Below are 23,667 nucleotides of genomic sequence, written 5' to 3' on the forward strand. Positions count from 1 at the left end.
TCAGCCGTTCAGCGCCGCGCGCAGTTCCCGGACGTCCGGGCGGTTGTGCCATGGCTTGAGCACTTCGACGACCCGGCGGAGTTCTTCGTTGGTGCGGCGGGAGTTCGTTTCCGCGGCTCGACGGGCCGAGATGAGGCCGGTTCTGGCTGCCTGGTCCGGTTCGCCGGAGAGGGCCAGCGAGTTCGCCATGAGGGACAAGAAGAAGCCGTAGTCGCGACGGGAGAAGTGGGTTTCCTTCAACGTTTTCTCGTACAGCTCCACCGACCGGCGCGGTTCGCCCGCTTCGGTGTAGCAGATGGCTGTCTGCATGGTCAGGAGAGTCGCGTTGAAATGCGCGCCCAGCGGCGATTCGACCGGTCCGGCGTCGTCCAGCAGTTTCCAGGCGACGTCGAGTGTGCGGTTGACCTGATCGGGCGACGCGCCGAGCATCGCCTCCGCGCGGGCTTCCTGCTGGGCGGCCTCGGCCTGGAGCCGCTGGGGGAGCGACCAGGGGCCGTTGCGCACCGCCCGGGTGAGGACGAGCATTCGCCGCGGATCGCGTTCGTCGTAGGCGACCTGGGCTTTCTTGAGCAGAATGTAGCCCTGCATCGTGCTGTCGCCGGCCGCCTGCGCCCATTCCATCGCGCGGTCGTGCCAGTACAGCGAGTCTTCCCGCTGCCTGCGGTCCCGGTAAAGCCATCCGGCGAACTCCGCGCCCTCCGAACCGATTCGCAGCAGGTCCCGCTGATCGTCGGGAGCCGCGTCGCGGGCGATGCGGTCGATGATGTCCAGCACGCCGAGCGTCATCGGAAGCGTTTTGGCCGGACCGCGTTCGCCGTCCTCGTGTTTGTACTGGTCGAGCTGCCTGCGGAGATAGTGCGTGACGGTTTTGTCCATGTACCGCCGGGGATTCTCCAGCGCTCGCGCGACATGCTCGGCGCTGCCTATCCCCAGCGCGGGCAAAGCCGCGACCGGCAGGCCGTTTTTGAGCAGTGAGCGGCGACTGAGCGGGCTCATGGCGTCCCATTCTGTGGTCGGAACCGCTGGCTGGGCCGCGTCGCCGAGCGCGGGCACGAGCCGGGCGAGGACGCTGGCCGCGACGGTCGCCCGGTCCAGCGGCAGCGCGACCGGACGCCCGTCCACGACGACGGGCAGCAGGACGCTCGGCGCTCCCGGCGGCCTGCGGAGGTCCGCCGGGGTGCCTTCCCGGAGCAGTTCCTCGAGCCGGGCGGGGCTGATGCGCAGCAGCCGGGCGAGCCGGTCGCGCCGGTGCGGACGCGGCTCGGAGCGGCCGGATTCCCAGGCGCGGATGCTTTTTTCGTCGGCGGGCAGCAGCGCGGCGAGCTTTTCTTGCGTCAGGTTCGCCGCTTTGCGTGCCCGGACAAGTCCCTCTCGCCGTTCGCCCATGGGCGACACCCCTTCGCAACAACGCGGGGTCACTAGGTTACCGCAGGTCACCGTGTGCGAGGCAAGGCGATTCCCTCGGTTGCCGCCCGCTTTTCGCCCGGTTTGCTGGCTGGTCCAGGCCACTGGCCGGCCCCATGGTGGTGGGGCACCGCGAAGACACTTCCGAAGCCGAGAGGTGGATCGCATGAAGGCGGCAGCGACGCTCGGCGAGGCGACCCGCACCGGCCATCCGGCAGTGGTCATCGTGTGTTGCGCGCTCTTGCTGCTGGTACTGCTCTCGATGTGGCTCTGGCACGCACGCCGGCCGATCCCGCCCCCGCGCGGAAAGCTGACCGTCCGCGACCTCCAGGCGCGGCTGGACTACGAGGTCCAGGCCGAGATCGAACAAGCCCGGCTGGCCGAGTTCCGCCGGACGGCCGAGGAGGCCGCCGCCGAACGAGCCGGCGAGGACACCGAAGTCCTCCCGAAAGTCGAGGACACCGTCTTCCCGGAGGCCGAAAGCCCGCGAAAAGGGGAGAAGCCCGATAAGGCTCGGTGCGGTTAGGAGCGTCCCGCCCTTCGCTCACCGCACCGTTATGCCTGCCCCAGCCTGGCGCGGCACGCCACCTCCCCTGGGCTGGGGCAGGCCTCAAACTTGCCCGATCGGGACGAGCCCGTGAGTTTGCCGGTAAGAGCACGTCTCACGACGCGTGCAGCCGTTGCCTGATGTGCTGGACCAACGGTAGACCGCGTCGAAGGTGCGGCAGCCGTTGTCAGATTGTGGACATGCCTGAGCGTGCGGAGCCAGAAAGCCTCGCGGGTCAGGTCGGGGTGCAGGGGCCTGACAAGGCTCTCGCACTGGTCCGCGAGCCGATGGACAACAGCGGCCACGGTGCCTGAGCCGCGGCTTCGCGCAGGCCGAAAGGGGTTGCTGGTTCGCGCGGACGGACTCTGCGAGCTTGGTTCACTGGTCAACCACCGGATCGCCCGAGACACCTTGTTGAGCCACGTCGACGTGATCCCAGGTCTTTGCGAAGCGGCCGGCACTGTTACCGGGGACCTCGGCCAGCCTGGCGGCTTCCGTCGCCGCCTCCGCCGCGAGCGTTCGCTTGTTCGGTTGCCAGATCGGCCGGGAGCAGGGCGATACGGTGCAAGCTGCCGACCGGTTTCGTGTCGATATGCACTCAGAGAGGCGGCGACTGGCGGCTTCGCTGCTCCTGAACTTGATGCGGTCGGAATGGCTGGGGCCGCGAGCGCGCTGCCGTGAACAAAACAGTCGCAGACCATGCCCTCCGGCACTGCGGCAGTCGACTCGGTCTACGACTGCGAAACCTACTTGCGGCACCAGCATCACTTGGTCGGAGTAATCCTCTTGACGGGACGCAAAGCAGGCGAGGAGGGCAGATTTACCTCTTGCTTTAACATTATCGACGGTGCTATCCATAATGCTTCTCAGGCGCGGAAAGCGTGCAGGTGAGCAATGGTTCCTGTTTTGGGGCGGGGGTTCCCGCGCTATCTGCCCTAAAACCCCCGCCAATACTCGTCGGTTCCGGCGGCGACGTTCTCCGGCTTCGCGGCGGCGCTGCTGGCGTGGGTCCGCGTCGCGATCCAGAGCGTTTCCTCGACGAGGTCGCATCGGGGACCGTGCCGGCGCAGCACGTGGGCGAGGCCGACATCGGCCGTCTCCTCGCGCTTGTTCCAAGTCGGCAACCCGGTCGGTTCTCGCGGGCAGGAAACGCGAGTCCGGCAGGAGTTTCAGTCTGTCCGGGAATGACTGCGTGGTCAGCGCCGTTCGGGGATGATCACCGGGTTGTCGTCTGAATGTCGATCTCGCCGGCGAGCGTCCACTTCGCGTTGTCCTTGCGGCACAGGAAACTCAACCGCAGGACCGTGCCGCGCGCGCGTCGCCGGTCGTGCCTGGTCTGGCCTTCCGGCCAGGTCGGCGGCGTTGTGGGCTCAAGGACGAACGGCAGCATCTCGCCGACGGGCATTCCGCTGGTCGGCGTGGTGCGGCCGGTGGCGTCTGCGCAGGGCACGCCGGACGCTGGGTCGGCTCCGGGGCCGGCGCCCCGCACGAACTTCAGCGGGCTCCACAGGTGCGCGGCCGCCGCCTCCGGGGGACGGGCCGCCGGCGAGAGGAGCACCCTGACCTCGCCACGGGTTGTCGTTCCGAATGGCCACGACCGAGCTCGTCCAGTCCGCCGAGCTCGGGCGGGCCGCGGAGTTCCACCGTGAACTCGGAGTCCGGGGAGCCGGCGTTGGCCGGGGCGCGCCGAATCCGCAACTGCGGGGTGAGTTCGAAGTGCCGCCGGTCGCGCTCCAGCGCGGCGGTGGTCTAGTCGGCGACCGCCGAGCGCGTAGTTGCCCGCGCCGCCATCCGGGCGTGGCCGGCGCTGGCGAGCGAGACGAGCGCCACGATCAACGCTGCCTGGTCCATGCGCGCGGACTCTGGCCCTGCCGCGGCGACCTGCGGGGAGACAGCCTGCGCCGTGCTGTTCACATGTTCATTTCGCAGCACGGGATTCGGGCCCCGAATGGAGGTATCGTGCTCTCGCAGGGGACATAGAGAATGTGGCAAAGGCGTAACGGATCAGCTTCGATGTCGGGGGACGGTCGGCCGAGGGTTCAATGCCAGCGATGCCAAGGGACACCGATGACCAGAGGACTTGCACTCGAACCGTTGTCGCTCCTGAGGGGAAACGAACTGTTCCGTTCGGGCGACCTTGACTATGTGCGCGACCAAGTGGGGCGTGTCTTCTGTCCGCACCGCCTGGAGTTGGTCGGCCACGGCGCGCGCCTGGACGCGCGGATGCGTACGAAGTGGCTGCGCACCATCGGCATCAACCTCGTCGGCTATGGCGGCGAGGTGCTTGTCGGACCGGGGCTGCTCAACGATTTTCTCGTCATCATGATCCCGCTGACGGGCCACGCGCTGGTGCGATCCGGCAATGAGGATATCGAATCGCATCCCGGTCTCGCCACTATTCCGCACCCCGACCGGCCGCTGACCATGCGCTGGAGCGCAGACTGCGTGAAGCTGATCGTGCGGATCGAGCGCTCATGCTTGGAAGCCAACGTGCGAGAGCATTTCGGCCACGCTCTTGACGAGAGGCCGATAGATTTCCGCCCCGACATGGACGTTGCCTCGGGCTACGGGGCGGGGTGGGCCAACCTCGCGCTGACCATCGCGCACGACCTCGATGATGAGCCCAGCCTGTTCGACGACACGCTGTTGGCGCGTACCTGGGAGCAGATCCTCATGCTGAGTCTGTTCCGGGCGCAGTCCGGTTTCGGTGAGCCCGAGTCGCCCGCTCGGTCGCAGATCGCGTCGCGTCGCCATGTCAACGCCGCACTCGCGGCGATCCGGCACCGTGTGGACGAACCGTGGACGATCGAACGTCTCGCGCGTGAGGTCGGGACCGGCAAGCGCAGCCTCCAGTCCGCGTTCCAGGACGCTGGCAGCACCTTCACCGGCGAACTCCGTGACGCGCGGCTGCGCAAAGCGCGGGACATCCTTCGGGTTTCCGCGCCGGGCTCGGTGAATGTCGCGAGTGTTTTCGCCCGGTGCGGGCTGCAGCATCACGGGCGCGCATCGGGTCGGTACCGGGCGCTCTTCGGGGAACGCCCCACGGACACGCTGCAGCGATGACGAGCAATGCGTTCCGGGGCGGGGCATCCGGCGGCTGTGGCTAGGTGATGGCGAGGGCGTTCGCGGGTGAGCCGACGGTGGTGCCGTGGTGCCAGGGCGCGCTGGTGACGAATGCCTGGTGGCGGTCGATGCTTCGGCAGTGCGGGGCAAGGTCGGCCAGCCACCAGAGTTCGCCGATGGCGATGCCGAGGCCGGCGAGCAGGACTCGGTGCAGGTAGCCCCAGGGCCAGGCGGCGCGGGTTTTGTCGGGCGGCCAGACCTCGAGGGCAGGGGTGTCGGTGGCGACTGCAGCGCAGCCGGTGTTCCACAGATAGCGGGCCATGTCTTCGGTGTGCGCGAGTCCGATCCAACGCGGGAACGGCGACTCCGCCAGCGCGTGCCGTGTGCGGGCGGGTTGTCCGAGGTACCAGCGGAGGAAACCTGTGTGCAGCAGAAGGATGTCGCCGGTGGCGTAGTCGAGCCCGGTGTTCGCGCGGCAGCGTTCGAGGTCCTCGACGGTGATCGCACGAGAGGTCGTGGGGTCGAAGCCGGCGCCTGCAACGCCCCAGACGGGCTCGAGGTCGAGTACCAGGCCGCGGCCGGCGATGCCTCGCTGCGCCCAATGCCGGATGGTTCCCGACCGGCCGGCGTCGACGTCGCTGCGGGTCGCTCCGCCGTGGAAAAGGTCGGGCAGGATGCCGGCGTGCCCGAGGGCGTCCCAGTGGCTGCCCGCTTGGGGATGGCAGTCGTCGAGGACGTCGTCGAGGACGATGCCGTGGTCGAATTGCACCCGCCGGTGGCGTGCTGGGCGCCGTCCGAACAAGGGCGGGTCCAGCACAGCGGGGTCGATGCCGAGCGGGAAGACGTCCCCGGTTTCGACGAGGCGGGCGGCGTCGGCGACACCCGGGGGTGTCTGGTGGAGCGCTCGCCCGAGGACGGAGGCACCCGGCGCGTAGTCCCAGGCGGTGGGGACTCCGTGCTTTCGGGGCAGGTCGTCGAAGGCCGGGTAGCCGGTTGGCGGGATCACGGTTTCGCCGTGCCTAGGTCTCGGCCGGAACGTGGGGAGCGGCGGGCGGTTTCCGGGTTTGGTTCGGGCTTTCGAGCGGAGTGATGTCGTAGTCCTGCCATCGGGGGGTGGCGAGTTCCTGGGCGAATTCGGCGCGGGTGGAGGGGTTGTTCACGGGCACGCCGTGCCGGTCGAGGTACCAGCTGTGGCAGCCGCCGGTGCCCCAGACGGTGCGGCGCGCGCGGTCGCGGACCCGCTCGACCCAGTCGATGCTGACGTCGAGCCGCGGGGCGAGAGCGATGCGGTCTGCGCGGATGCGGTCGAGGCACTGCATGACGTAGCCGACGTCGATTTCGAGGATGGGGACGACGGAGCCGCTGGAGGCCGGGGTGTAGGGGCCGTTGAGCATGAAGAAGTTCGGCATGCACGGCAGGGCGACGGTGCGGTAGGTGGTGTAGCCCTCGCGCCAGAGCTCGTCGAGGGTGACCCCGTCCGCGCCGGTGAGGGAGAGGGGGCGCAGGAACGCGTGTGCTTGGAAGCCGGTGGCGAGCACGAGCACGTCGAGGGGATGGTGCCGGCCGTCGGTCGTGGTGATTCCGGTGGAGCTGACGCGGTCGAGGGGGCTGGTGACGACGGTGACGTTCCGGCGTTGCACGGTCCGGTAGAAGGCGGGCGAGTTGACCATGCGTTTGCACCCGGGTGCGTAGTCGGGGGTGAGCTGTCGTTTGAGGGCAGGGTCGGCGACGGCGTCGAGGCTGGCCTGTGCGCGCCGGTTGTAGGCGGTGCGGTCGCCGCTGGTGAGGACCCGGGTGGCTTTGGCGGTGGCGCGGGACAGGTGGCGGTAGTAGGCGCGCCCGGCGCAGGGGACGTGCGCCAGCGCCCAGCGAAGCCAGGTCGGCACGGGTTGGTTGGGCACGGTGAGAACCCATTGCGGGGTGCGCTGGAACAGGACGAGCTGGCGCGCGGCCGGGGCGAGGGCGGCGGTGATCTGGGTGGCGCTGGAGCCGGTGCCGACGATGCCGATGCGCCTGTCGGCGGTCGGGGTGTCGTGGCGCCATTCGGCGCTGTGGAACGCGGGACCGGCGAAGCTGGCGAGGCCTGGGATGTCGGGTGTGCGGGGGTGGTGGAGACGTCCGACGGCGGAGATCACGGCGTCGGTGTCGATGCTCGCGCCGTCGTCGAGATCGATCCGCCAGCGGTCCCCGAGCCAGCGCAGGCCGGTGACATGCGCGTGGTAGCGGATGTGGTGCGTGATGCCGTGCTTCTCGGCGACGCCGCGGTAGTAGGCGAGGATGTCGGCTCCGCTGGCGAAGCGATGCGTCCAGCCGGGGTTGGGCTCGAAACTGTAGGAGTACAGGTGGGCGGGGTCGTCGCAGGCGACGCCGGGATAGGTGTTGTCGCGCCAGGTTCCGCCCAGGGAAGCGGCTTTCTCCAGGACGGTGAACGCGATGCCGCGTTCGCGGAGCTTGATGGCGGCGAGAATGCCGGCGATCCCGGCGCCGATGACGACGACGCGGGGGGACGGTGTCTCGGTGCGGGCGGGTTCGGTGCGGTTGTGGGCAGCGTGCGGGGTCACGGGCGGCAAGGAACCTTTCGTGCGCGGACGGTCAGGACGCGAGCGGGGCGGCGGTCTGCCCGAGGCAGCCGATACCGGTGGAGGCGCGGGATCCGGCCAGGTGTGCGGCGTGCCAGACGGTGGCGTGGATCGCACTGATCACCGGTTTGCCCAGCGTGGCTTCCAGGTGCGGGATCGCGGTGCTGGTGTGGATGTTGGTTTCGGGGATCAGGACGGCCTGTGCGGCGCGCCGATCGCAGGCGAGGGCCATTCGGTGCAGGTCGGCCCCGGTGAGACGGTGGTCGTCGTCGGGCTGGCGGTCCCACCCTTCGCTGGTGTGGGCGGCAGTGCCGATGCCTGCCGCGTCGAGGAAGGCGACGAACCTGTCGGTGAGCTCGGCCCGGTAGACCGACGCGATCGAGACCCGGTCGACGCCGAGCGCATGGCAGGCGGCGACGAAGGCGGTGGCGGCGGTGGACACCGGGGCCGCGGTGCCGCGGCGGAGGGCGGCGAGCACAGGCTGGTCGCCGCCGGGGCCGCCGGCGAAGCTCACCGCGGTGCAGGCGTAGGCCACCGCGGCCGGGGCGATCTGCACGAACAGCCGTGCCGCGCTCGTGATGGCGGGATCGTTCGCGAGGCCGGCCGTCCGCTCGGCTCGGTCGGGCCGGAACCAGTCCGGATCGGGCCAGGGGAGCCGGGTGAGGTGCACGGACACGTCGGGAGGGGCGAAGCGGGCGAATTCTGCGTCGTAGACGCCGTTTTCGGGGTAGATCACGCCGATCCGCCGCGGTGCAGGGCGCCGGCGACCGTCTGGTTCGGGGGCCCGCGCGCCGGCGTCGGACGGCATGGCAGCTGCGCGTCTCGGGTGGTGGGAGTTCATGCTCTCAGCACAGCGCGGCTCTGCGTCGGTGTCCAAAACACAGTCTCCATCATGTGATTGGCGAGGCCTATGGCCGCTCGTCGCGGACCCGGCCCGGTTCGGAGCAGGTCTCGGCGCCGGTTCCCCGCCCCGAGGCGGAGACGAGGAACCGGCCGCAGGACGGGAGGTTCAGACGATTCCGGACTCGACGTGGGCGTGCCCGCTCCGAGCGTTGGGTTGGGGCTGGGCGGGGACGCCGGGCACGGAGCGGCCGCGGAGGGAGGATCCGACCGTTTCGGGGACGCGGAACAGCGCGATGCCGCCGACGACGCAGGCGGCCATCAGATAGAACGCGGGCATGAGGCTGTTCCCGGTGGCCTGTACGAGCGCGGAAGCGACGAACGGGGCGGTGCCGCCGAAAGCCGCAGTGGCCACGTTGTAGGAGGTGGCCATTCCGGCGTAGCGGACGTGCGTGGGGAACATGGCGGGGAAGGTCGCCGAGATGGTGCCCAGCTGCAGTACGTAGACCAGTCCCAGCACGGTGAATCCGACGACGGCGAGGCCGAATCCTTTGCCCATGAGCCAGAACATCGGCGTGGCGAGCACGAACATCCCGCCGAGGGAGATCCACCAGCTGGGTTTGCGGCCGATGCGGTCGGACAACGCGCCGGCGAAGGGGATGACGACCAGCATGCAGGCCTGGCCGATGGTCATGAGGGTCGAGGTCTGCCCGCTGGTCAGGCCGATGGTCTTGCGCAGGTAGGTGGGCATGTAGGAGATGTAGGTGTAGGCGGTGATGTTGAGCGCGATTACGATGCCGGCCATGCGCAGCATGGTTTTCCAGTGGTGGCGCAGCAGTCCGGGCAGGACCTGCCGCGCGTTCTCCTCGCGCTCGCCCGCCTCGGCCAGTTCCCGGAAGACCGGGGTGTCTTCGACGCGGCGGCGCAGATACAGCCCGACCAGGCCGAGGGGCAGGGCGAGGAAGAACGGGATCCGCCAGCCCCAGGCCAGCATCGCTGCGGACCCGAGCGTCTCGTTCAGGATCAGCGTGAACAGCACGCCGACGGTGATCCCGGACAGGGTGCCGAATTCGAGGAAGCTGCCCCAGAATCCGCGCTTTTTGTCGGGGGCGTACTCGGCCATGAAGGTGGCCGCGCCGCCGTATTCTCCGCCGGTCGAGAAGCCTTGGACCACGCGCAGCGCGACCAGCGCGATCGGCGCCCAGACGCCGGCGGTGGCGTGAGTGGGCAGCACCCCGATCAGGAATGTCGCAACGCTCATCAGCACGATCGTCGTCGACAGCACGCGATTGCGGCCGATCCGGTCGCCCAGCGGCCCCCAGATCATGCCCCCGAGGGGACGCAGCACGAACGACACCGCGAAGACCAGCAGCGTCGCCGCGGTGGCGTAGGGCCCGGGGAAGAAGTTCTTGCCGATTTCCACGGCGACGTAGCCGTAGACGGCGTAGTCGTACCATTCGGTGGCGTTGCCGATCGCTGCGGCGGCGACCGCGCGCCGCAGGGCTTTCCGGTCGACGGCGTCGGGATGCGGACCGGAGCGGGGGCCGGTGGCGTTGTCCATGGGAACCTCCTGTGACGACGGTGTCACGTGAGTGAGCGACGTAGGCTTGTGCCGGTGGTGACCAACGGTGATGGCTAAGCACAACAGGCGGGCGGGTCACAGGTCCAAGACAGCGGCTGCATCGCAGCATTGGTTTGTCCTATAGTCCCTGTATGCGTCCAGCCGTGGATCTCAGGCGATGGTGGTATTTCGCGGTTCTGGCCGAGGAAATGAACTTCACCCGGGCAGCCCAGCGGCTGTTCATTTCGCAGCCGTCGCTGAGCCAGCAGATACGGGTGCTGGAGCGGGAGTTCGACACCGCGCTGCTGGACCGCGACGGCCCGCGGTTCCGGCTGACGGAGGCCGGGCGGGTGGCCGCGGAGGAGGCACGGCGCCTGCTGGAGAAGGTTGACCGTGCGCAGGCGAAGGTCCGCGCCGCCGGGCGGGGCGAGACCGGCCGGTTGCGGGTGGCCCACACCCGCTCGGCGCCGGGGCCGCGGGCGAGTGCGCTGGTGGCGGCGTTCCGGCGGTGCCATCCCGAGGTCGCGATCGAGGCGGAGACCGGCTGGACCAGCCGCAACGTCGAACAGCTGGAGTCCGGTGAGATCGACGTGGCGTTCGTGCGCCCCCCGATCGACAGCGCGCTGCTGGAGGAGGTGATCGTCGACGAGGAGGAAATCCTCATCGCGCTGCCCGCCGCCCACCCGCTCGCGGAGTTCGAGCGGCTGGAGCGGCGGCAGCTCGCGGGCGAGCCGGTGGTGTTCTGGTCGCGTGACAACGGCCCCGGTTGGTACGACCAGATCCGCGAGCAGGTTTGGCCCGGGCATCAGCCCACGGTCGTGTGGGAGGAACCGGATGACGAGCAGTTGCTGCATTCCGTCGCCGCGGCGGCCGGAATCGCGGCGGTGCCCGAACACCGCGCCCGGGGCTTGAACGTGGCCGGGGTGGCCTTGCTGCGGCTGGCCGATCCGGTGCCGCGCACCCATCTGGCGCTGGCCTATCGACGCGGCGAGCACAACCCGCTGGTGGCCAACTTCGTCGCGCTGGCCCGTCGCGAGCCGGCCGTGCCGCCGGGTCAGTAGGTCGCGCGGCCGCCGGAGAAGTCGAAAACGAACCCGGCGGTGTAGGAGCAGGCGTCGGAGGCGACGAACGCGACCAGTTCCGCCAGTTCCGCCAGCTCTCCGGGCCGGCCCGCGGGGGTGCGGGCCAGCAGGGCCTCGACCAGAGCGGGGTCGGCGGCGCTCGTCCGCATGGGCGTGGCCATGATGCCGGGCGCGACCGCGTTGACCAGCACGCCGCTGGCCGCGGCTTCCTTGCCCAGCGCCTTGGTCAGCCCGATGACGCCGGCTTTGGCCGCCGAATAGGCCGTCTCCCCGGGGTTGCCTTCCTTGCCGGCCATCGAGGCGATGTTGACCACGCGGCCGCGGCCGCGGGAAATCATCCCCGGCAGGACCGCGCGGCAGCAGTGGAACGTCCCGCAGAGGTCGACCTGGACGACGTCGTGCCAGACCCGGAGGTCGTAGTCGGCGATCGCCATCGGCGGGCACGTGATGCCGGCGCTGTTGACCAGCACGTCGATCTCGCCTGCCCGATCGGCGGCGTCGCGGACCGCGGCCCAGTCGGTGACGTCGACGACGGCGATGGTCACGTTCCCGCGCGGCAGAAGGCGATCGAGCGCGTCCTTGAGCAGTTCCTCGGATCGGTCCCAGATCTCGACGCGCGCGCCGCCGGCCAAAAGCCGCGCGGCGACGGCGAAGCCGAGCCCGCTCGCCCCGCCGGTCACTACCGCGGCAGTGCCGCGCGGTCCGGTGCCGGACATTTTCCCGCTCATGTTGTTGCCTTCCGCACGGCCGCCTGATCGGGCAGGCGGCGACTACACGCATCGTGCGCGACGCGGCCGCGGCACGCCATGCCCTCGCAGGCGCTCGGCCAGAGCGATATCCGCTGATGCCATAGGAAGCGCTTATCGTGACCGGGACCCCGCTATCCGAAAAGTGCAAGACCCACCATTTTCGAAATGGTGCGAAAACCTAGTCGGACCCTCGCCGGGTTTTGCGGAATGCGATGGCTTTTCGCGGTTCTGCCGTCGATCCCGTGGCGCGAGCGGAGCTGTCTCGTCCACCTTGCGCAGACGTGGCACGGTCCTGCTCGCTTGCCGAAAGCGCAGGTGAAAGGCGGATTCCCGGCGAGCTGGATGCCTGAACCCAGGAAATGCAAATTGCAGATCGCAATTTTCACCCGGATGGAGGTGGGAGAGCGCGGGTTTCGCGGGCAGACTGCACTTATCTCGATTTAGGCAATGGATATCGAGTCGAAGTGTCTCCGGGATTACGACGTGGGAGTTTTCGGGTGAATCCTGCAATTGCTCAGGCCGACGTGATCGTCGACGAGCTCGTCCGATGCGGGGTCCGGCAGATGGTCCTGTGCCCGGGCGGGCGCACGCAAACCACATCGAGGCGGTCTTCATCACCTCGGGCGAGGGCGAGATCGAAGACCTCGCCACCGGTGAGGTGCACCAGCTCAAGCCGGGCACGCTGTACCTGCTGAACGACCACGACAAGCACCAGGTCCGCCCGAAGACCGAGATCAAGTGCGTGTGCGTGTTCAACCCGCCGGTCACCGGCCGCGAGGTGCACGACGAGAACGGGGCCTACCCGCTCGCTGCTGGATCCGGGTGGCACGACGCGGCCGCGCGGCAGCCAGTAGACCGGGGACTATAGGCAACTGTGATCGCCCGATCCGCGAGAGGTATTGGACACGGGACCGACCGACCTGATGCTCTTCCGAAGCTACGTCGACGCAACCACCACCTCCACTTGCGAGCGAGACATGAACCATGAGCGCCGCCTCGATCCGCGCGAGGTCAACCTTCGACACCTGGAACCGGCCTGCGCCGTCGAGTACGAGGGAGAACTGGACACCCGGCTGCTTCGCCAGGCGTTCCGGATCCTGAGCGGCCGCTACCTGGTCCTGCGCAGCTGCATACGTGACGACGGGCACGCTCACGCCATGCACGTTCCGGCGGGCCACTATCCCTCACTGGTCACGCTGACCGGATCGCGGGACGACCTGCTCGCGATGGTGCGTTATCCGAACAGGATCGAGCACGGCACGAGCCGCCTGATAGCGGCAGCCCGGCCAGGCGCCGAATCCACCGGATGGATCGCACTGCAGGTCAACCACGCGGTCATGGACGGCCGCACGGTCCAGAAATTCCTCGCCGAACTGTGGGAGATCTACTCCGCGCTGGCCGAAGGCCGGCACGTTCAGCCGGGCCCCGGCACAGGCCTTCCCCGCGCTCCCTCGGAATTTCTCGCGTCCCATCATGCAATCGTCAACGATTTGCTCAACGGGGCGCCGAACCCGTTCACGGCCCCGGAAGCACACCCCGAGGTCGGCGATTTCCCTCGTGAGAAATGGCTGATGTTGACGGAGGAGGAGACCGGGCAGCTGGTCGCCGCATCGCGGATATTCGGAACGTCGGTCCACGCGCTCGTCTGCGGGGCGATACTCGGCAGCACCCGCCGACGCATCCCCATCCCGGGGCTGGCGCCCATGACGTGCAGTTCCATCGTCGACCTCCGCACCCGAGCCAATCCGCCGCTGGACCCCGTCGACACGGCAAACTTCTCGCTGTGGACCGACGTTGCCGTCGGCGTGGCTCCCGACGACGACCCGGTCGCCGTCGGGAAGAGCATGAAGAAGACGCTCCAGTCGGCCCGCGCAAAGCCTCGCCACGGAGACGCGGTCGCGCATACTGGCCGGGACACAGCCTTCGGCCGTTATGCTCATCTGCTGACTGTGGCCATCACCAACCCGGGGGTGATCCCTCCGTACGCGACACCGCCCGGGCTGTCGTTTGTCCGGCTGCAGTGGCTCAACTCGGTGGCGAACCAGTTCCCGGTGAAATCTCCGCACGCGGTGTACGCCGCCTACACATTCAACGGCTGTATCACGGTCAACGGAATCTTTCCCCGCGAACTGTTCTCTGGAGAGGACATCGAATCCATCGACAACGACCTGCGGACCAATCTCCGTCGAATGTGTCAATCGGGACGTGACATCACGGAGTCGACCAATCGGGATTTCACGACGCAGCTCTGACGAGACTGCGCATGCATCGCGACCGAACGAATGCGATCGCTTGGCCCCGGCGATTACCGAAACTCTCGGTGCCGCCTCGCCGACTGCAACGGCGGACGAGGTCAGGTCAAGCCCGCTTTCGCGGGCGGCCTGGTCGGTCAGCAGGCGGGGCTCGGCGATCGAGCAGCAGGGCGTTGAGCTGGGCCGCGGCGCTGCCGAGGCGAGGCGGATCGCCGGCTGGATCGGACCAGCGATTCGACGGGGCCGCGAAGACGTCGCGGCGCGCCAGCGCGATGCGGTAGCTCCAGCACGCACACCACGTAGGCGTCGCGGTCCACCCGGCCTTCGGGCAACGCAGAGTTGGCGAACACTGCCGGGCGCCACGCCCTCGGTACCAGGCCACCGTCGATGTCGCGCGGCAGCAGCGGGCGACGGCTGGGTTTGCGCGCGGCCAGCGCAGGCAGTTTCCGCACCGCCGGGAGGATCCTCTTGCCGCCCTGAGCCGCGGACAGCGCGGAGGACTCGCCGAGCAGGGTGCGGAACGGGCGGACGGTGTTGTACCGGACGGCCGGCGCCTTGCGCAGCGCGGTGGTCGCTGAAGGGCGTCAGGCGCGGTGTCCGGTACGACTCGTTCTCGGCGGCGAGCTCGGTCGGGCCCTCGGCAGAACTGACGTGGGAATCAGCGGTCGGATCAACGCGGATCACGGTCACGGCTCCTCTGGCTTGTCGGGAGTGAGCAAAGCGATCTTGGCACTGCGGGACGATTCGATGAGACAGCGGTCGATCCTGCTTCCTTCGCGCAGAAACGCAGCAGTGCTCGGACATTCAGGTCATAAATCGGATTAGGGCATGAATGGCCTCTGCTGTCGACGAATCTTGATGCAAAACCGTTGTGGTACAACAGGATCCAGCACTTTTGGAACCTGTTGTAAACAAACGCGTGGAGGATTCTCGCGGCTCAAAAAGTGTTCGTTTCGCTAGTGGACGACCTCGCCGGCGCGGAGACTATCGCGGGACAGCTTGTACCAGTACCGCGAGAATGCCCGCAGGGTCAGCGGACGCAAATCCGAGCGCGGTCCTGGCGGACCGGTGGCTGATCGGCCGGGAATCGCGAGCGGGCCAAGGAGATCCGGGAGTGGGCTCGGGCCAACGGCTTCAACTCGGTGGCCGCCCGCGGGCGGAGGCCGTCGCGGCCTTCGATGAGCGCGTCGAGGAACAGTCGGAGCGGCCTGTTGCGAGGAAGGCCGTCGCGGCTGCGCCGACGGCGCGCTCCGCGCAAGAGCCGGACAAAGTAGCAGGCTGCGGCGCGTGCTCACGGAAGCGTGAGATGGCCGGGCGCCGAATATCCGTTTGGAACCAGGGCGGGTCTTCCGCGTCGCTTGTTCCCAGCGCCTCCCGGCTTTCGAGGGCTCGTGTTCAGACCCGCAGCGTGTCTGTGGGCGTGTGCAGGCGGGGCGACCAGGCCGCCCTGCCTGACGACTACCTGAAGTACTCCGATGAGCGTGCCGCGGCGACGAGCTCCAGTGCACCCCCGATACCTGTCCTGCCGACCGCATCCGCACGTAAGCGCGGATGCGGTCGTCGGAGAACACGCTCGCCGGCGTCTGGTCCAGGTCAATCCACGCTGGCTGCTGACCGCTTTCGCCGCCAGCGGCACACCGCGACCGGCGACGGCGGCGTAGGGCAGGCTCAAGGTCGGTGCCCACCTCGGCGGGGTGCTCGGCAAGCTCGTGGTCGTCGAATACGGCTGGCGTGTCACCCGCTGCGCGAATCCCGGTGCACTTGGGCGATCTTCACCTCCAGCAGCCGCGCCATCCGCCGGACCGAGAACTGGCTGCGCACGAGTGCGGTCGCCTTCACACACGGGCGGTCAGGCTCGATGCCGGGGACCAGGCAGTGCGGAAGGAGCGAACGGCGGCCCCGGGCATCCGATCCCCGGCGCTCGCACCTCCATCGGGAAGACCTCCGACATCGGCATGCCGCCCGAGGCGGCGGCTGGTCTCTTTTCGGCGGCGCACCGCGGCTGGACAGCGCGTGACCGAGATCGCGGCGGTGCTCCGCCCGCGGCCGGCGGGGAGCGGGGTCTTGACATCCCGCGAACAACCCATCAGATTGTAACCAGTATCCAATCTGGACCAAGTTTGAGGCATCGCGGTCGGCATAAGTGCAGTTAGAAACCTTTCTGTGTGGCCAACTTGTATCCATTATCCAACTTGAGGAGTGCCCGTGAGAACCGTCCCCGTCTCGTGGTACTGCGAAGGAGACGTCCTCGACGGTCTGTGGCGGACGCCCGGCACGCCCGGGCCCTACCGCGTGGTGGTGCAGGGGCCGGGCTGGCTGGGGCTCAAGGACGCGAAGCTCTACGTGCGCTATCACGAAGCACTCGTCGAAGCCGGTTTCGCGGTGCTCGTCTTCGATTACCGCGGCTTCGGCGGCTCGGGCGGCGATCCCGAACTGCTCTCGCCCCGGCGGCAGCTGGAAGACCTGCAGAGCGCGGTGACCTACCTGCTCAGCCGCGACGACGTCGTCCGCGACGGCATCGGCGTGTTCGGCAGCGGCGGCACCGGCGGCGGCAACGCCGTCCTGCTGGCGGCCACCGACCCTCGGGTCCGCGCCGTGGTGAGCCAGCTCCCGGTCGCCGACGGCGCCGACTGGCTGCACCGGATGCGCAGCGAGTACGAGTGGCTCGACTTCCTGGCGGCGCTGGAAGCCGACCGCCGGGACCAGGTGCGCACCGGCGTCGGCCGGCTGGTCGATCCCCGCGAAGAGATCATGGTCCCCACCGCCGAGCGGCGAGCCAGCAAGATGAAGGCCGACGTCGACGGGCGTACGCCCACCAAGGTCCGGCTGTCCGCCGCGGCTGAGATCCTCGGTTACCGCCCGGCCGAAGCCGCGGCCGGGCTCCGCACGCCGTTGCTGGTCATCGCGGTGGAGAACGACGCCACCACGCCGGCCGACCACGCCGAGCGGATCTACGAAGCGGCCCGCGGCCCCAAGGCGTTGCTGATCCAGCGGCACACCAGCCACTACGCGGCCTACGACCGTTACTGGGAACAGGTAACGCCAAGGATCGTCGCCTGGTTCGAAACCCACCTTCGCGGAGCCGATCTGGTTCTCCGCGCGAGTCACCCCACCGATCCCGAGGAGTCCTTCGAGGTGCAGGCATGAGTGTGCAGTTGCGAGTCACGGGCGGCCGGATCCACCTGCCGGGCGGAGCGGTGAGCGCCGACCTGCTGGTCGCCGGCGGCAAGGTCGCCGGGCTGGTCAGCCAGGACACCCCGGTGACCGGGGTGGACCAGGTCGTCGACGCCACGGGCAAGGTCGTGCTGCCGGGCATGGTCGACGTCCACGTCCACACGCGTGAACCCGGTGTCACGCACAAGGAAGACATCCACACCACCACCCTGCAGGCCGCGGCCGGCGGCGTGACGACGATCTTCGGGATGCCCAACCTGATCCCGCCCACCACGTCGGTGGCCACGCTGCGGCAGGTGTTCGGCCTCTACGCGGAGAAGTCCATTGTGGACTGGAACCACAACCCGGCGGCGACCGAGGCGGACCAGATCGCGCCGATGGCCGCGATGGGCGTCAACGCGTACAAGATCTACATGGTCGTCGACACCGGGCGCACCTACCCGCACCCCGCGGGAACCGGGATGCACGGCCACGGCGACCTGCTCCGCATGATGGAGCTGATCCGCGACACCGGCAAACGGTTCATCATCCACCCGCACGACCAGTCGCTGATGGACTACATCGAAGGCGAGTACCTGGCCCGCGGCGAGAACACCCCGGCCGGTTACGCCTCCGCCTACGCCTCGCGCGACGGGGTCATCTGGGACACCGCCATCGACGTCGTACTCCGGCTCGCCGAAGCCTCGGGCTGTCCCGTGCACCTGGCCCACATGCAGACCCGCCGGTCCGTCGAAGCGGTCCGCCGCGCCAAGGCCAACGGCGTCGACGTCACCTGCGAGGTCAACCACTGGCTGCCTTTTCTGTCCACTTGGGAGGATGTCGAAAAGCTGGGCCCGTACGCCCTTTCCTACTGGGTGCCGGACGAAGGACGCGAAGCGGTCTGGCAGGGCCTGCGCGACGGCACGATCGACATGTTCTCCTCGGACCACGCACCGCACACGCGGGAAGAGAAGGACATCGGCTGGACGAAGATGTGGAGCGCGCACACCGGCACGCCCGGCATCCAGTACTTCTACCCGCTCGCGCTCGACGCCGTGAACAAAGGGCAGCTGACCCTCGACCGTGTCGTCGAGCTGATGGCCTGGGCGCCCGCGCAGAAGTTCGGCCTGGCCGGCAAGAAGGGCGCGCTGACCCCCGGGCACGACGCGGACTTCGTAGTGGCGGACATGGATTCGCCGTGGACCATCCGCGAGGCCGACGTGCTCTCGCGCTCCGGCTGGACCTGCTACGAGGGCCGCGAACTGAGCGCGGCCATCGAACGGACCCACGTGCGCGGGACCGAGGTCTTCGCGCACGGCGTGGTCACCGGCAAGCCCGGCCACGGGAAGCTCGCGGCCGTGACGGAAAAGGCGGTCTCCGCATGAAGTTCGGACTGCTGCTGCCTCATTTCGGCGAACACGCCTCGCGCGAGAACGTCATCGAGGGCGCCAAGCTCGCGGAACGGGCCGGGTTCGATTCGGTCTGGGTCCGCGACCACCTGGTCTTCGAACCGCACGGCGAGATGGAGAAGCCGAACCGCACGTTCTACGACGCGCTGACCGTGCTGACCGCCGTCGGCGCGGTCACCGAACGCCTCGAACTCGGCACCGGTTCGCTGATCCCGTTCCGCCATCCGCTGGTCACCGCGCTGATGGCGGGCACGATCACGCAACTGGTCGGACCGCGGCTCGTGCTCGGCTTCGGGGCGGGAACCTTCGACCACGAATTCGAGGCGATCGAATGGGGCGGGCGCGACCGCGTGGAACTGGTGCGCTCCAACGCCGAAATCCTCCGCCGCGTCTTCGCCGAGAACGACGTCTCCTACCGGGACGCGAACTTCGCCTTCGAGAACGTGACCATCGAACCGAAGCCGGCCGGCGGCGCGGTGCCGTTCTGGTACTGCGGTGCGACCCCCCGTTCGGCGCGGCTGGCCGTCGAGTTCTGCGACGGCTGGATGCCGGGCCGGATCTCGATGGACACGCTGGCCAAACGGGTGTCCACTATGGACGATCTGGCGGCCGCCGCGGGGCGGAAACGGCCCACCGTCGCGGTGATCCCGCCGACCTCGATCGAGCGCACCCGCGAGGAGGCGCTGCGGCAGGTGAACGTGCCGGGGCTGCTCGCGTGGGCGAACAAGGCCAAGTTCGCGGTGAAACCGCCGTCCGGCCGGTTCGAAACCGTCGAGGATCTCTCCGGTCAGCTGATCGCCGGCACTCCCGGGGACGCGATCGCCGAGATCGAACGGTTCGCGAGCGTGGGGGTCGAGCACCTGGTGTTCGACTTCCGCTTCAAGTTCGACCGCTGGTTCGAGCAGATCGAACTGCTCGGCGGCGACGTCATCGGAAACTTCCGGTAGGCCGCGGTGACCACGACCTCCGCCGACGTCGCGCTCTTGGCCGACGTCCGGAACGAAAGCACGGCCGTACCGGCGCGGATGCTGATCGGGGGAAACCTGGTCGAAGCCGGCGGAGGTCGTCGTTACGACGTCAGAGCACCGGCGGACGGCAAGGTGCTCGCTTCGGCCCCCGACGCGACCGGATCCGACGTCGAGTCCGCCATCGGCGCCCAGCTCCGGGCCGGGCCGGAGTGGGCGGCGCTGGCTCCGGCCGACCGGGCCGAGACGGTGCGGCGGCTGGCCGCCACGGCCGAACGGCACGCCGGCGAACTGGCGGCGCTGGACAGCCTGGACACCGGCGTGCCCCTGTGGATGACGCGGGCCGACGTCCGCACCGGGATCCAGCGGATGCGGATGTTCGCGGACTGGGCGCTGCGGCTGACCGGGGAGACCGTTCCCGCGAGCGGCACCCACCTCAGCTATACCGAGCAGGTGCCGTTCGGGGCGGTGGCCCGGATCATCGCCTACAACCATCCCGCGATGTTCGCGCTCTCGAAGGTCGCGGCACCGCTCGTGGCCGGAAACACGGTGATCCTGAAGCCTTCGGAGCTCACGCCGCTGTCCGCGCTCCGGCTCGGCGCGCTGTGGGCGGACTCGGTGCCGCCCGGCGTCTTCTCGGTCCTCAGCGGTGCCACGCCCGCACCGAGCATCCAGCTGGTCGAGGACCCGCGGGTGCGACGGATCGCGTTCACCGGCAGCCCGCGGACCGGGCGCGCGATCCAGCGGGCCGCGGCCGAACACGCGGTCAAGTCCGTTTCGCTGGAGCTCGGCGGGAAAAACGCCTTGGTGGTGCTGCCCGACGCCGATCTCGACGCGGTGGTGGCCGGCGCGGTCCGCGGGATGAACCTGGCGTTCGCCGGGCAGTCCTGCGGATCGACCTCGCGGCTGCTGGTGCCGCGGCGGCTGGCCGGAGGGCTGGTCGACGCGCTGGCCGCGGAGTTCGCCGCCGTCCGGCTCGGCCCGCCCGAACTGCCCGGAGCCGGAATGGGCCCGCTGATCACCCGGCAGCACCGCGACCGGGTGCTGGACCGGATCGCGCACTCCCGGTCCCGCGCGGCCCGGGTGGTGACCGGTGGCGGCGTGCCCGGGCGCCTCGCCGACGGGTTCTTCGCGGAGCCGACGCTGGTGCTGGAGCCCGATCCGGCCTCGGCGCTCGCGACCGAGGAGATCTTCGGCCCGGTGCTCACCGTCATCCCGGTCGAGGACACCGCGCAGGCCGTGACCGTCGCCAACTCCGTGCGGTTCGGCCTCAGCGCGAGCGTCTACGGCCGTGATCTCGCCAGGACGCTGGGGGTGGCCAGGCAGATGGAGGCGGGGTATGTGTGGGTCAACGACACCTCGACCCACTTTCCCGGCGTCCCGTTCGGCGGCCAGAAGGACTCCGGTGTCGGCCGCGAGGAATCCTTCGAGGAACTGCTGGGCTACACCCAGCCCCGGGCGACGAGCGTGCGCCGTGGGTGAGCCGGAGTACGGCTCCGACGTCGTCGCCGATCTGCTGGCCGGACTGGGCATCGAGTACCTGGCCTGCAATCCCGGCGCGACCTTCCGCGGGCTGCACGACTCGCTGGTCAACTACCGGGCCGAGCCGCGTCTCGTCGAGTGCGCGCACGAGGAGATCGCCGTCGCCATCGCGCACGGCTACGCCAAGGCGTCGGGCCGGATGATGGCCGTGGCGCTGCACGACGTCGTCGGCCTCCAGCACGCGTCCATGGCCGTCTACAACGCCTGGTGCGACCGGGTCCCGGTGCTGCTGCTCGGCGGCACCGGCCCGGTCGACGCGGCCCGGCGGCGGCCGTGGATCGACTGGATCCACACCGCGCTCCCGCAGGCCGCGCAGATCCGCGACTACACCAAGTGGGACGATCAGCCCGCCTCGATCGAGGCGGTCCCCGAATCCCTGGTGCGCGCGCACCGCATCGCGGCGGCGGCACCGGCCGGACCGGTGTACGTGTGCTTGGACAGCGACGTCCAGGAACAGCCGGTCGGCCCGGATTTCCGCTACCGGCCGGCGGCGGACTACGCGGTACCGCGGCCGCTCGTGCCCGAACCCGCCGCGATCACCACGGCGGTGGACTGGCTGGCCGAAGCCGTCCGGCCCGTGATCGCCGTCGAGTCCGTGGACTTCTCCGCGCAGGCGACGGCCGACCTGGCCGTCATCGCCGAGACGCTCGGCACCGCCGTGGTCGAGCCGGCGCGGGACTACGGCCGGCCGGCCCTCTGCCTGCCCTTCGCCCACCCGATGAACGCGACCGGCGCGCTGGACGGTCTCGGCCCCGCGGACGTGGTGGTCTCGCTCGAAGTCCGGGACCTGGCGACCACCCCGGTCGCGATCGGGCCCGGCGCGCGGATCGCCCAGTTCGGCACCGCGCCGCTGGGCGCCCGGGCCTGGGCCGCGGACCTGCAGCGCATCCAGCACAGCGCGCTGACCGTGCACGCCTCGCCCGCCCCGACCCTGGCCGCCCTGCGCGCGGAGATCGAGCGCCGCGCGCTTCCGCGCGACGATCGCGCGGCGCGGCTCGCGGCCCACACCCGGGCGGCCCGGACACGCTGGGCCACCACCGCCCGGACCCCGGGTCCCGGCGGAGCGATCACCCAGGCCAACCTGGCCGCCGCCGTGTGGGCCGCCGTTCGCGAGCACGAACCGGTCCTCGCGAACGGGTCGCTGTCGGACTGGGCCCACCGCACGTGGGAGCTGAGCGCGCCGCGGGACTACCTCGGCAGTTCCGGCGGCGCGGGCCTCGGCTACGGACTGGGCGCCTCGATCGGCGCGGCGCTGGCCCACCGCGACGACGACCGGCTGGTGGTGGACCTGCAGTCCGACGGCGATCTGCTGATGACGCCGGGGGCACTGTGGACCGCGGCCCACGAGAAGCTGCCGCTGCTGATCGTGACCGATAACAACCGGGCCTACCAGAACTCGGTGCACCACGCGCGGATCGTCGCCGGCCACCGCGACCGCGATCCGGCCAACGCGGTGGCCGGGACCACCCTCACCGACCCCCCGGTCGACATCGCCGCGCTGGCCCGCTCACTGGGGGTGCGCGCACTGGGCCCGATCAGCCGGGCCGAGGACCTCGCCACCGCGCTCGGCGAAGCCGTCACCACCGTGATCCGCGAACGCCGGACCGTGCTCGTCGACGTCCTCACCGCCACCGGAACCTGAACCCGGTCCCCTTCCGCACCGGAACCACGGGAGAACAGAAATGTCCCCTTCGCCCTCGCCCGCCGACCGCGCCGACCCCGCCGACCCCGTAGCCCTCCGGCTGGCCGGGGTCTCGCTCACCTTCCCCGGCCGGGACGAGCCGGTCGTCGACGGCCTCGACCTCGACGTCCGCACCGGCGAGTTCCTCGCGGTGATCGGTCCCAGCGGCAGCGGGAAGACCACTCTGCTGCGGCTGGCGCACGGCCTGCTCCGGCCGGATCGCGGGCTCATCACCGCCGGTGCCGAGCACATCGTGAAACCCAGCACCAGCCGGGGTTTCGTGTTCCAGAGCGATTGCCTGCTGCCCTGGCGGCGGATCGTGGACAACGTCGCGTTCCCGCTCGAACTCGCCGGCGCCGCGCGCGCCGCGGCGCGGACGAAGGCGATGGAACTGCTGGAACTGACCGGGCTCGCCGCTTCCGCGAACCAGTACCCCGCCCAGCTTTCCGGGGGCATGCGCCAGCGGGTGAACCTCGCCCGTGCCCTCGCGATCGATCCCGAGGTGCTGCTCATGGACGAGCCGTTCGCCGCGCTCGACGCCCAGACCCGGGAAGTCCTGCAGACCGAGTTGCTCACGATCTGGGCCCGCGACCGCAAAACCGTCCTGTTCGTCACGCACCAGCTCGACGAGGCGGTGTTCCTCGCCGACCGCGTCGTGGTCCTGCAGCCCAACCCGGGCCGGGTCCGCGAGATCGTGCCGATCGCCCTGCCCCGGCCCCGTGCCCTCGAGATCAAGCGCACCGCCGAATTCAACGGGCTCGTCGACCGCCTGTGGCACCTGATCAAGTCCGACGTCCTCGCCGAACAGCTCATCTGAGCCGCTCCCCGCCCCGGAGGCTG

18 protein-coding genes and 2 pseudogenes are annotated in these 23,667 nt (G+C 69.6%); 12 read left to right on the top strand and 8 right to left on the bottom strand.

Translation table 11 applies throughout. The annotated features are described in order from the left end of the window. Positions 1-1,386, bottom strand: coding sequence for a helix-turn-helix domain-containing protein (locus BM362_RS28460; protein ID WP_067579799.1), 1,386 nt, complete (start codon positions 1,384-1,386; stop codon positions 1-3). A 184-nt stretch (positions 1,387-1,570) separates the two neighbouring features. Here BM362_RS28460 and BM362_RS28465 point away from each other — a divergent pair, with 184 nt between their 5' ends. Then, a complete protein-coding gene (locus BM362_RS28465; RefSeq protein ID WP_067579797.1) occupies positions 1,571-1,930 on the top strand; it encodes a hypothetical protein in 360 nt (119 codons plus the stop codon). Positions 1,931-2,886: 956 nt separating this feature from the next. Here the strand turns inward: BM362_RS28465 and BM362_RS28470 are convergent. Then, positions 2,887-3,075, bottom strand: coding sequence for a hypothetical protein (locus BM362_RS28470; protein WP_093575202.1), 189 nt, complete (start codon positions 3,073-3,075; stop codon positions 2,887-2,889). 92 nt (positions 3,076-3,167) lie between these two features. Next, the gene (locus BM362_RS28475; RefSeq protein ID WP_067579793.1) at positions 3,168-3,509 is read right to left on the bottom strand and encodes a hypothetical protein; all 342 of its coding nucleotides are present in this window, start codon (positions 3,507-3,509) and stop codon (positions 3,168-3,170) included. A gap of 509 nt (positions 3,510-4,018) precedes the next feature. Between BM362_RS28475 and BM362_RS28480 the strand changes: the two genes are divergently transcribed. Continuing rightward, positions 4,019-5,014, top strand: coding sequence for an AraC family transcriptional regulator (locus BM362_RS28480; RefSeq protein ID WP_167545469.1), 996 nt, complete (start codon positions 4,019-4,021; stop codon positions 5,012-5,014). 40 nt (positions 5,015-5,054) lie between these two features. On the opposite strand, the gene BM362_RS28485 is transcribed toward BM362_RS28480, so the two are convergent. The 4 genes from BM362_RS28485 to BM362_RS28500 all read right to left on the bottom strand — a co-directional run bounded on the left by BM362_RS28485 (position 5,055) and on the right by BM362_RS28500 (position 9,994). Then, complete coding sequence (locus BM362_RS28485) at positions 5,055-6,020, bottom strand: cyclase family protein (protein WP_093575204.1); 966 nt, start codon at positions 6,018-6,020, stop codon at positions 5,055-5,057. A 13-nt stretch (positions 6,021-6,033) separates the two neighbouring features. Continuing rightward, positions 6,034-7,575, bottom strand: a complete 1,542-nt coding sequence (locus tag BM362_RS28490) for a flavin-containing monooxygenase (protein WP_067579788.1) — start codon at positions 7,573-7,575, stop codon at positions 6,034-6,036. A 31-nt stretch (positions 7,576-7,606) separates the two neighbouring features. Then, on the bottom strand, positions 7,607-8,329 hold the full coding sequence (locus tag BM362_RS28495) for a maleate cis-trans isomerase family protein (protein ID WP_143132499.1): 723 nt from the start codon (positions 8,327-8,329) through the stop codon (positions 7,607-7,609). A 273-nt stretch (positions 8,330-8,602) separates the two neighbouring features. Further along, the gene (locus BM362_RS28500; RefSeq protein ID WP_067579786.1) at positions 8,603-9,994 is read right to left on the bottom strand and encodes an MFS transporter; all 1,392 of its coding nucleotides are present in this window, start codon (positions 9,992-9,994) and stop codon (positions 8,603-8,605) included. A gap of 152 nt (positions 9,995-10,146) precedes the next feature. On the opposite strand from BM362_RS28500, the gene BM362_RS28505 reads away from it, so the two are divergent. Continuing rightward, positions 10,147-11,055: a LysR family transcriptional regulator gene (locus BM362_RS28505; RefSeq protein ID WP_202507106.1), complete on the top strand. Its 909-nt coding sequence runs from the start codon at positions 10,147-10,149 to the stop codon at positions 11,053-11,055. Here BM362_RS28505 and BM362_RS28510 read toward each other — a convergent pair. Continuing rightward, positions 11,049-11,804 (bottom strand): SDR family NAD(P)-dependent oxidoreductase, encoded by a 756-nt coding sequence (locus BM362_RS28510; RefSeq protein ID WP_093575207.1) that lies wholly within the window; start codon positions 11,802-11,804, stop codon positions 11,049-11,051. The genes BM362_RS28505 and BM362_RS28510 overlap by 7 nt on opposite strands. 607 nt (positions 11,805-12,411) lie before the next feature. On the opposite strand from BM362_RS28510, the pseudogene BM362_RS28520 reads away from it, so the two are divergent. The 9 genes and pseudogenes from BM362_RS28520 to BM362_RS28555 all read left to right on the top strand — a co-directional run. Then, positions 12,412-12,693 (top strand): annotated as a pseudogene (locus tag BM362_RS28520) (ectoine synthase); the annotation flags it as partial. A 109-nt stretch (positions 12,694-12,802) separates the two neighbouring features. Further along, complete coding sequence (locus BM362_RS28525; RefSeq protein ID WP_167545470.1) at positions 12,803-14,077, top strand: phthiocerol/phthiodiolone dimycocerosyl transferase family protein; 1,275 nt, start codon at positions 12,803-12,805, stop codon at positions 14,075-14,077. Between the two features lie 1,097 nt (positions 14,078-15,174). After that, positions 15,175-15,351, top strand: a pseudogene (locus BM362_RS50915) (hypothetical protein); the annotation flags it as partial. A gap of 931 nt (positions 15,352-16,282) precedes the next feature. Further along, positions 16,283-17,224 carry an alpha/beta hydrolase gene (locus tag BM362_RS28530; protein ID WP_093575210.1) on the top strand — a complete coding sequence of 314 codons (942 nt, stop codon included), beginning with the start codon at positions 16,283-16,285 and terminating at the stop codon, positions 17,222-17,224. Beyond that, positions 17,221-18,615: a dihydroorotase gene (locus BM362_RS28535; protein WP_093575211.1), complete on the top strand. Its 1,395-nt coding sequence runs from the start codon at positions 17,221-17,223 to the stop codon at positions 18,613-18,615. The genes BM362_RS28530 and BM362_RS28535 overlap by 4 nt, the downstream gene beginning before the upstream one ends. After that, positions 18,612-19,586 (top strand): LLM class flavin-dependent oxidoreductase, encoded by a 975-nt coding sequence (locus BM362_RS28540; protein ID WP_093575212.1) that lies wholly within the window; start codon positions 18,612-18,614, stop codon positions 19,584-19,586. The genes BM362_RS28535 and BM362_RS28540 overlap by 4 nt, the downstream gene beginning before the upstream one ends. 6 nt (positions 19,587-19,592) lie before the next feature. Further along, entirely contained in the window at positions 19,593-21,086 is a 1,494-nt protein-coding gene (locus BM362_RS28545; protein ID WP_093575213.1) for an aldehyde dehydrogenase family protein, read from the top strand. Next, on the top strand, positions 21,079-22,788 hold the full coding sequence (locus BM362_RS28550) for a thiamine pyrophosphate-binding protein (RefSeq protein ID WP_167545471.1): 1,710 nt from the start codon (positions 21,079-21,081) through the stop codon (positions 22,786-22,788). The genes BM362_RS28545 and BM362_RS28550 overlap by 8 nt, the downstream gene beginning before the upstream one ends. 40 nt (positions 22,789-22,828) lie before the next feature. Beyond that, entirely contained in the window at positions 22,829-23,644 is an 816-nt protein-coding gene (locus tag BM362_RS28555) for an ABC transporter ATP-binding protein (RefSeq protein WP_093575215.1), read from the top strand. The last annotated feature ends 23 nt before the right edge of the window (positions 23,645-23,667 follow it).

It is taken from the genome of Amycolatopsis rubida (genome assembly GCF_900115345.1).
In the GTDB taxonomy this organism is placed as follows: Bacteria; Actinomycetota; Actinomycetes; order Mycobacteriales; family Pseudonocardiaceae; genus Amycolatopsis; species Amycolatopsis rubida.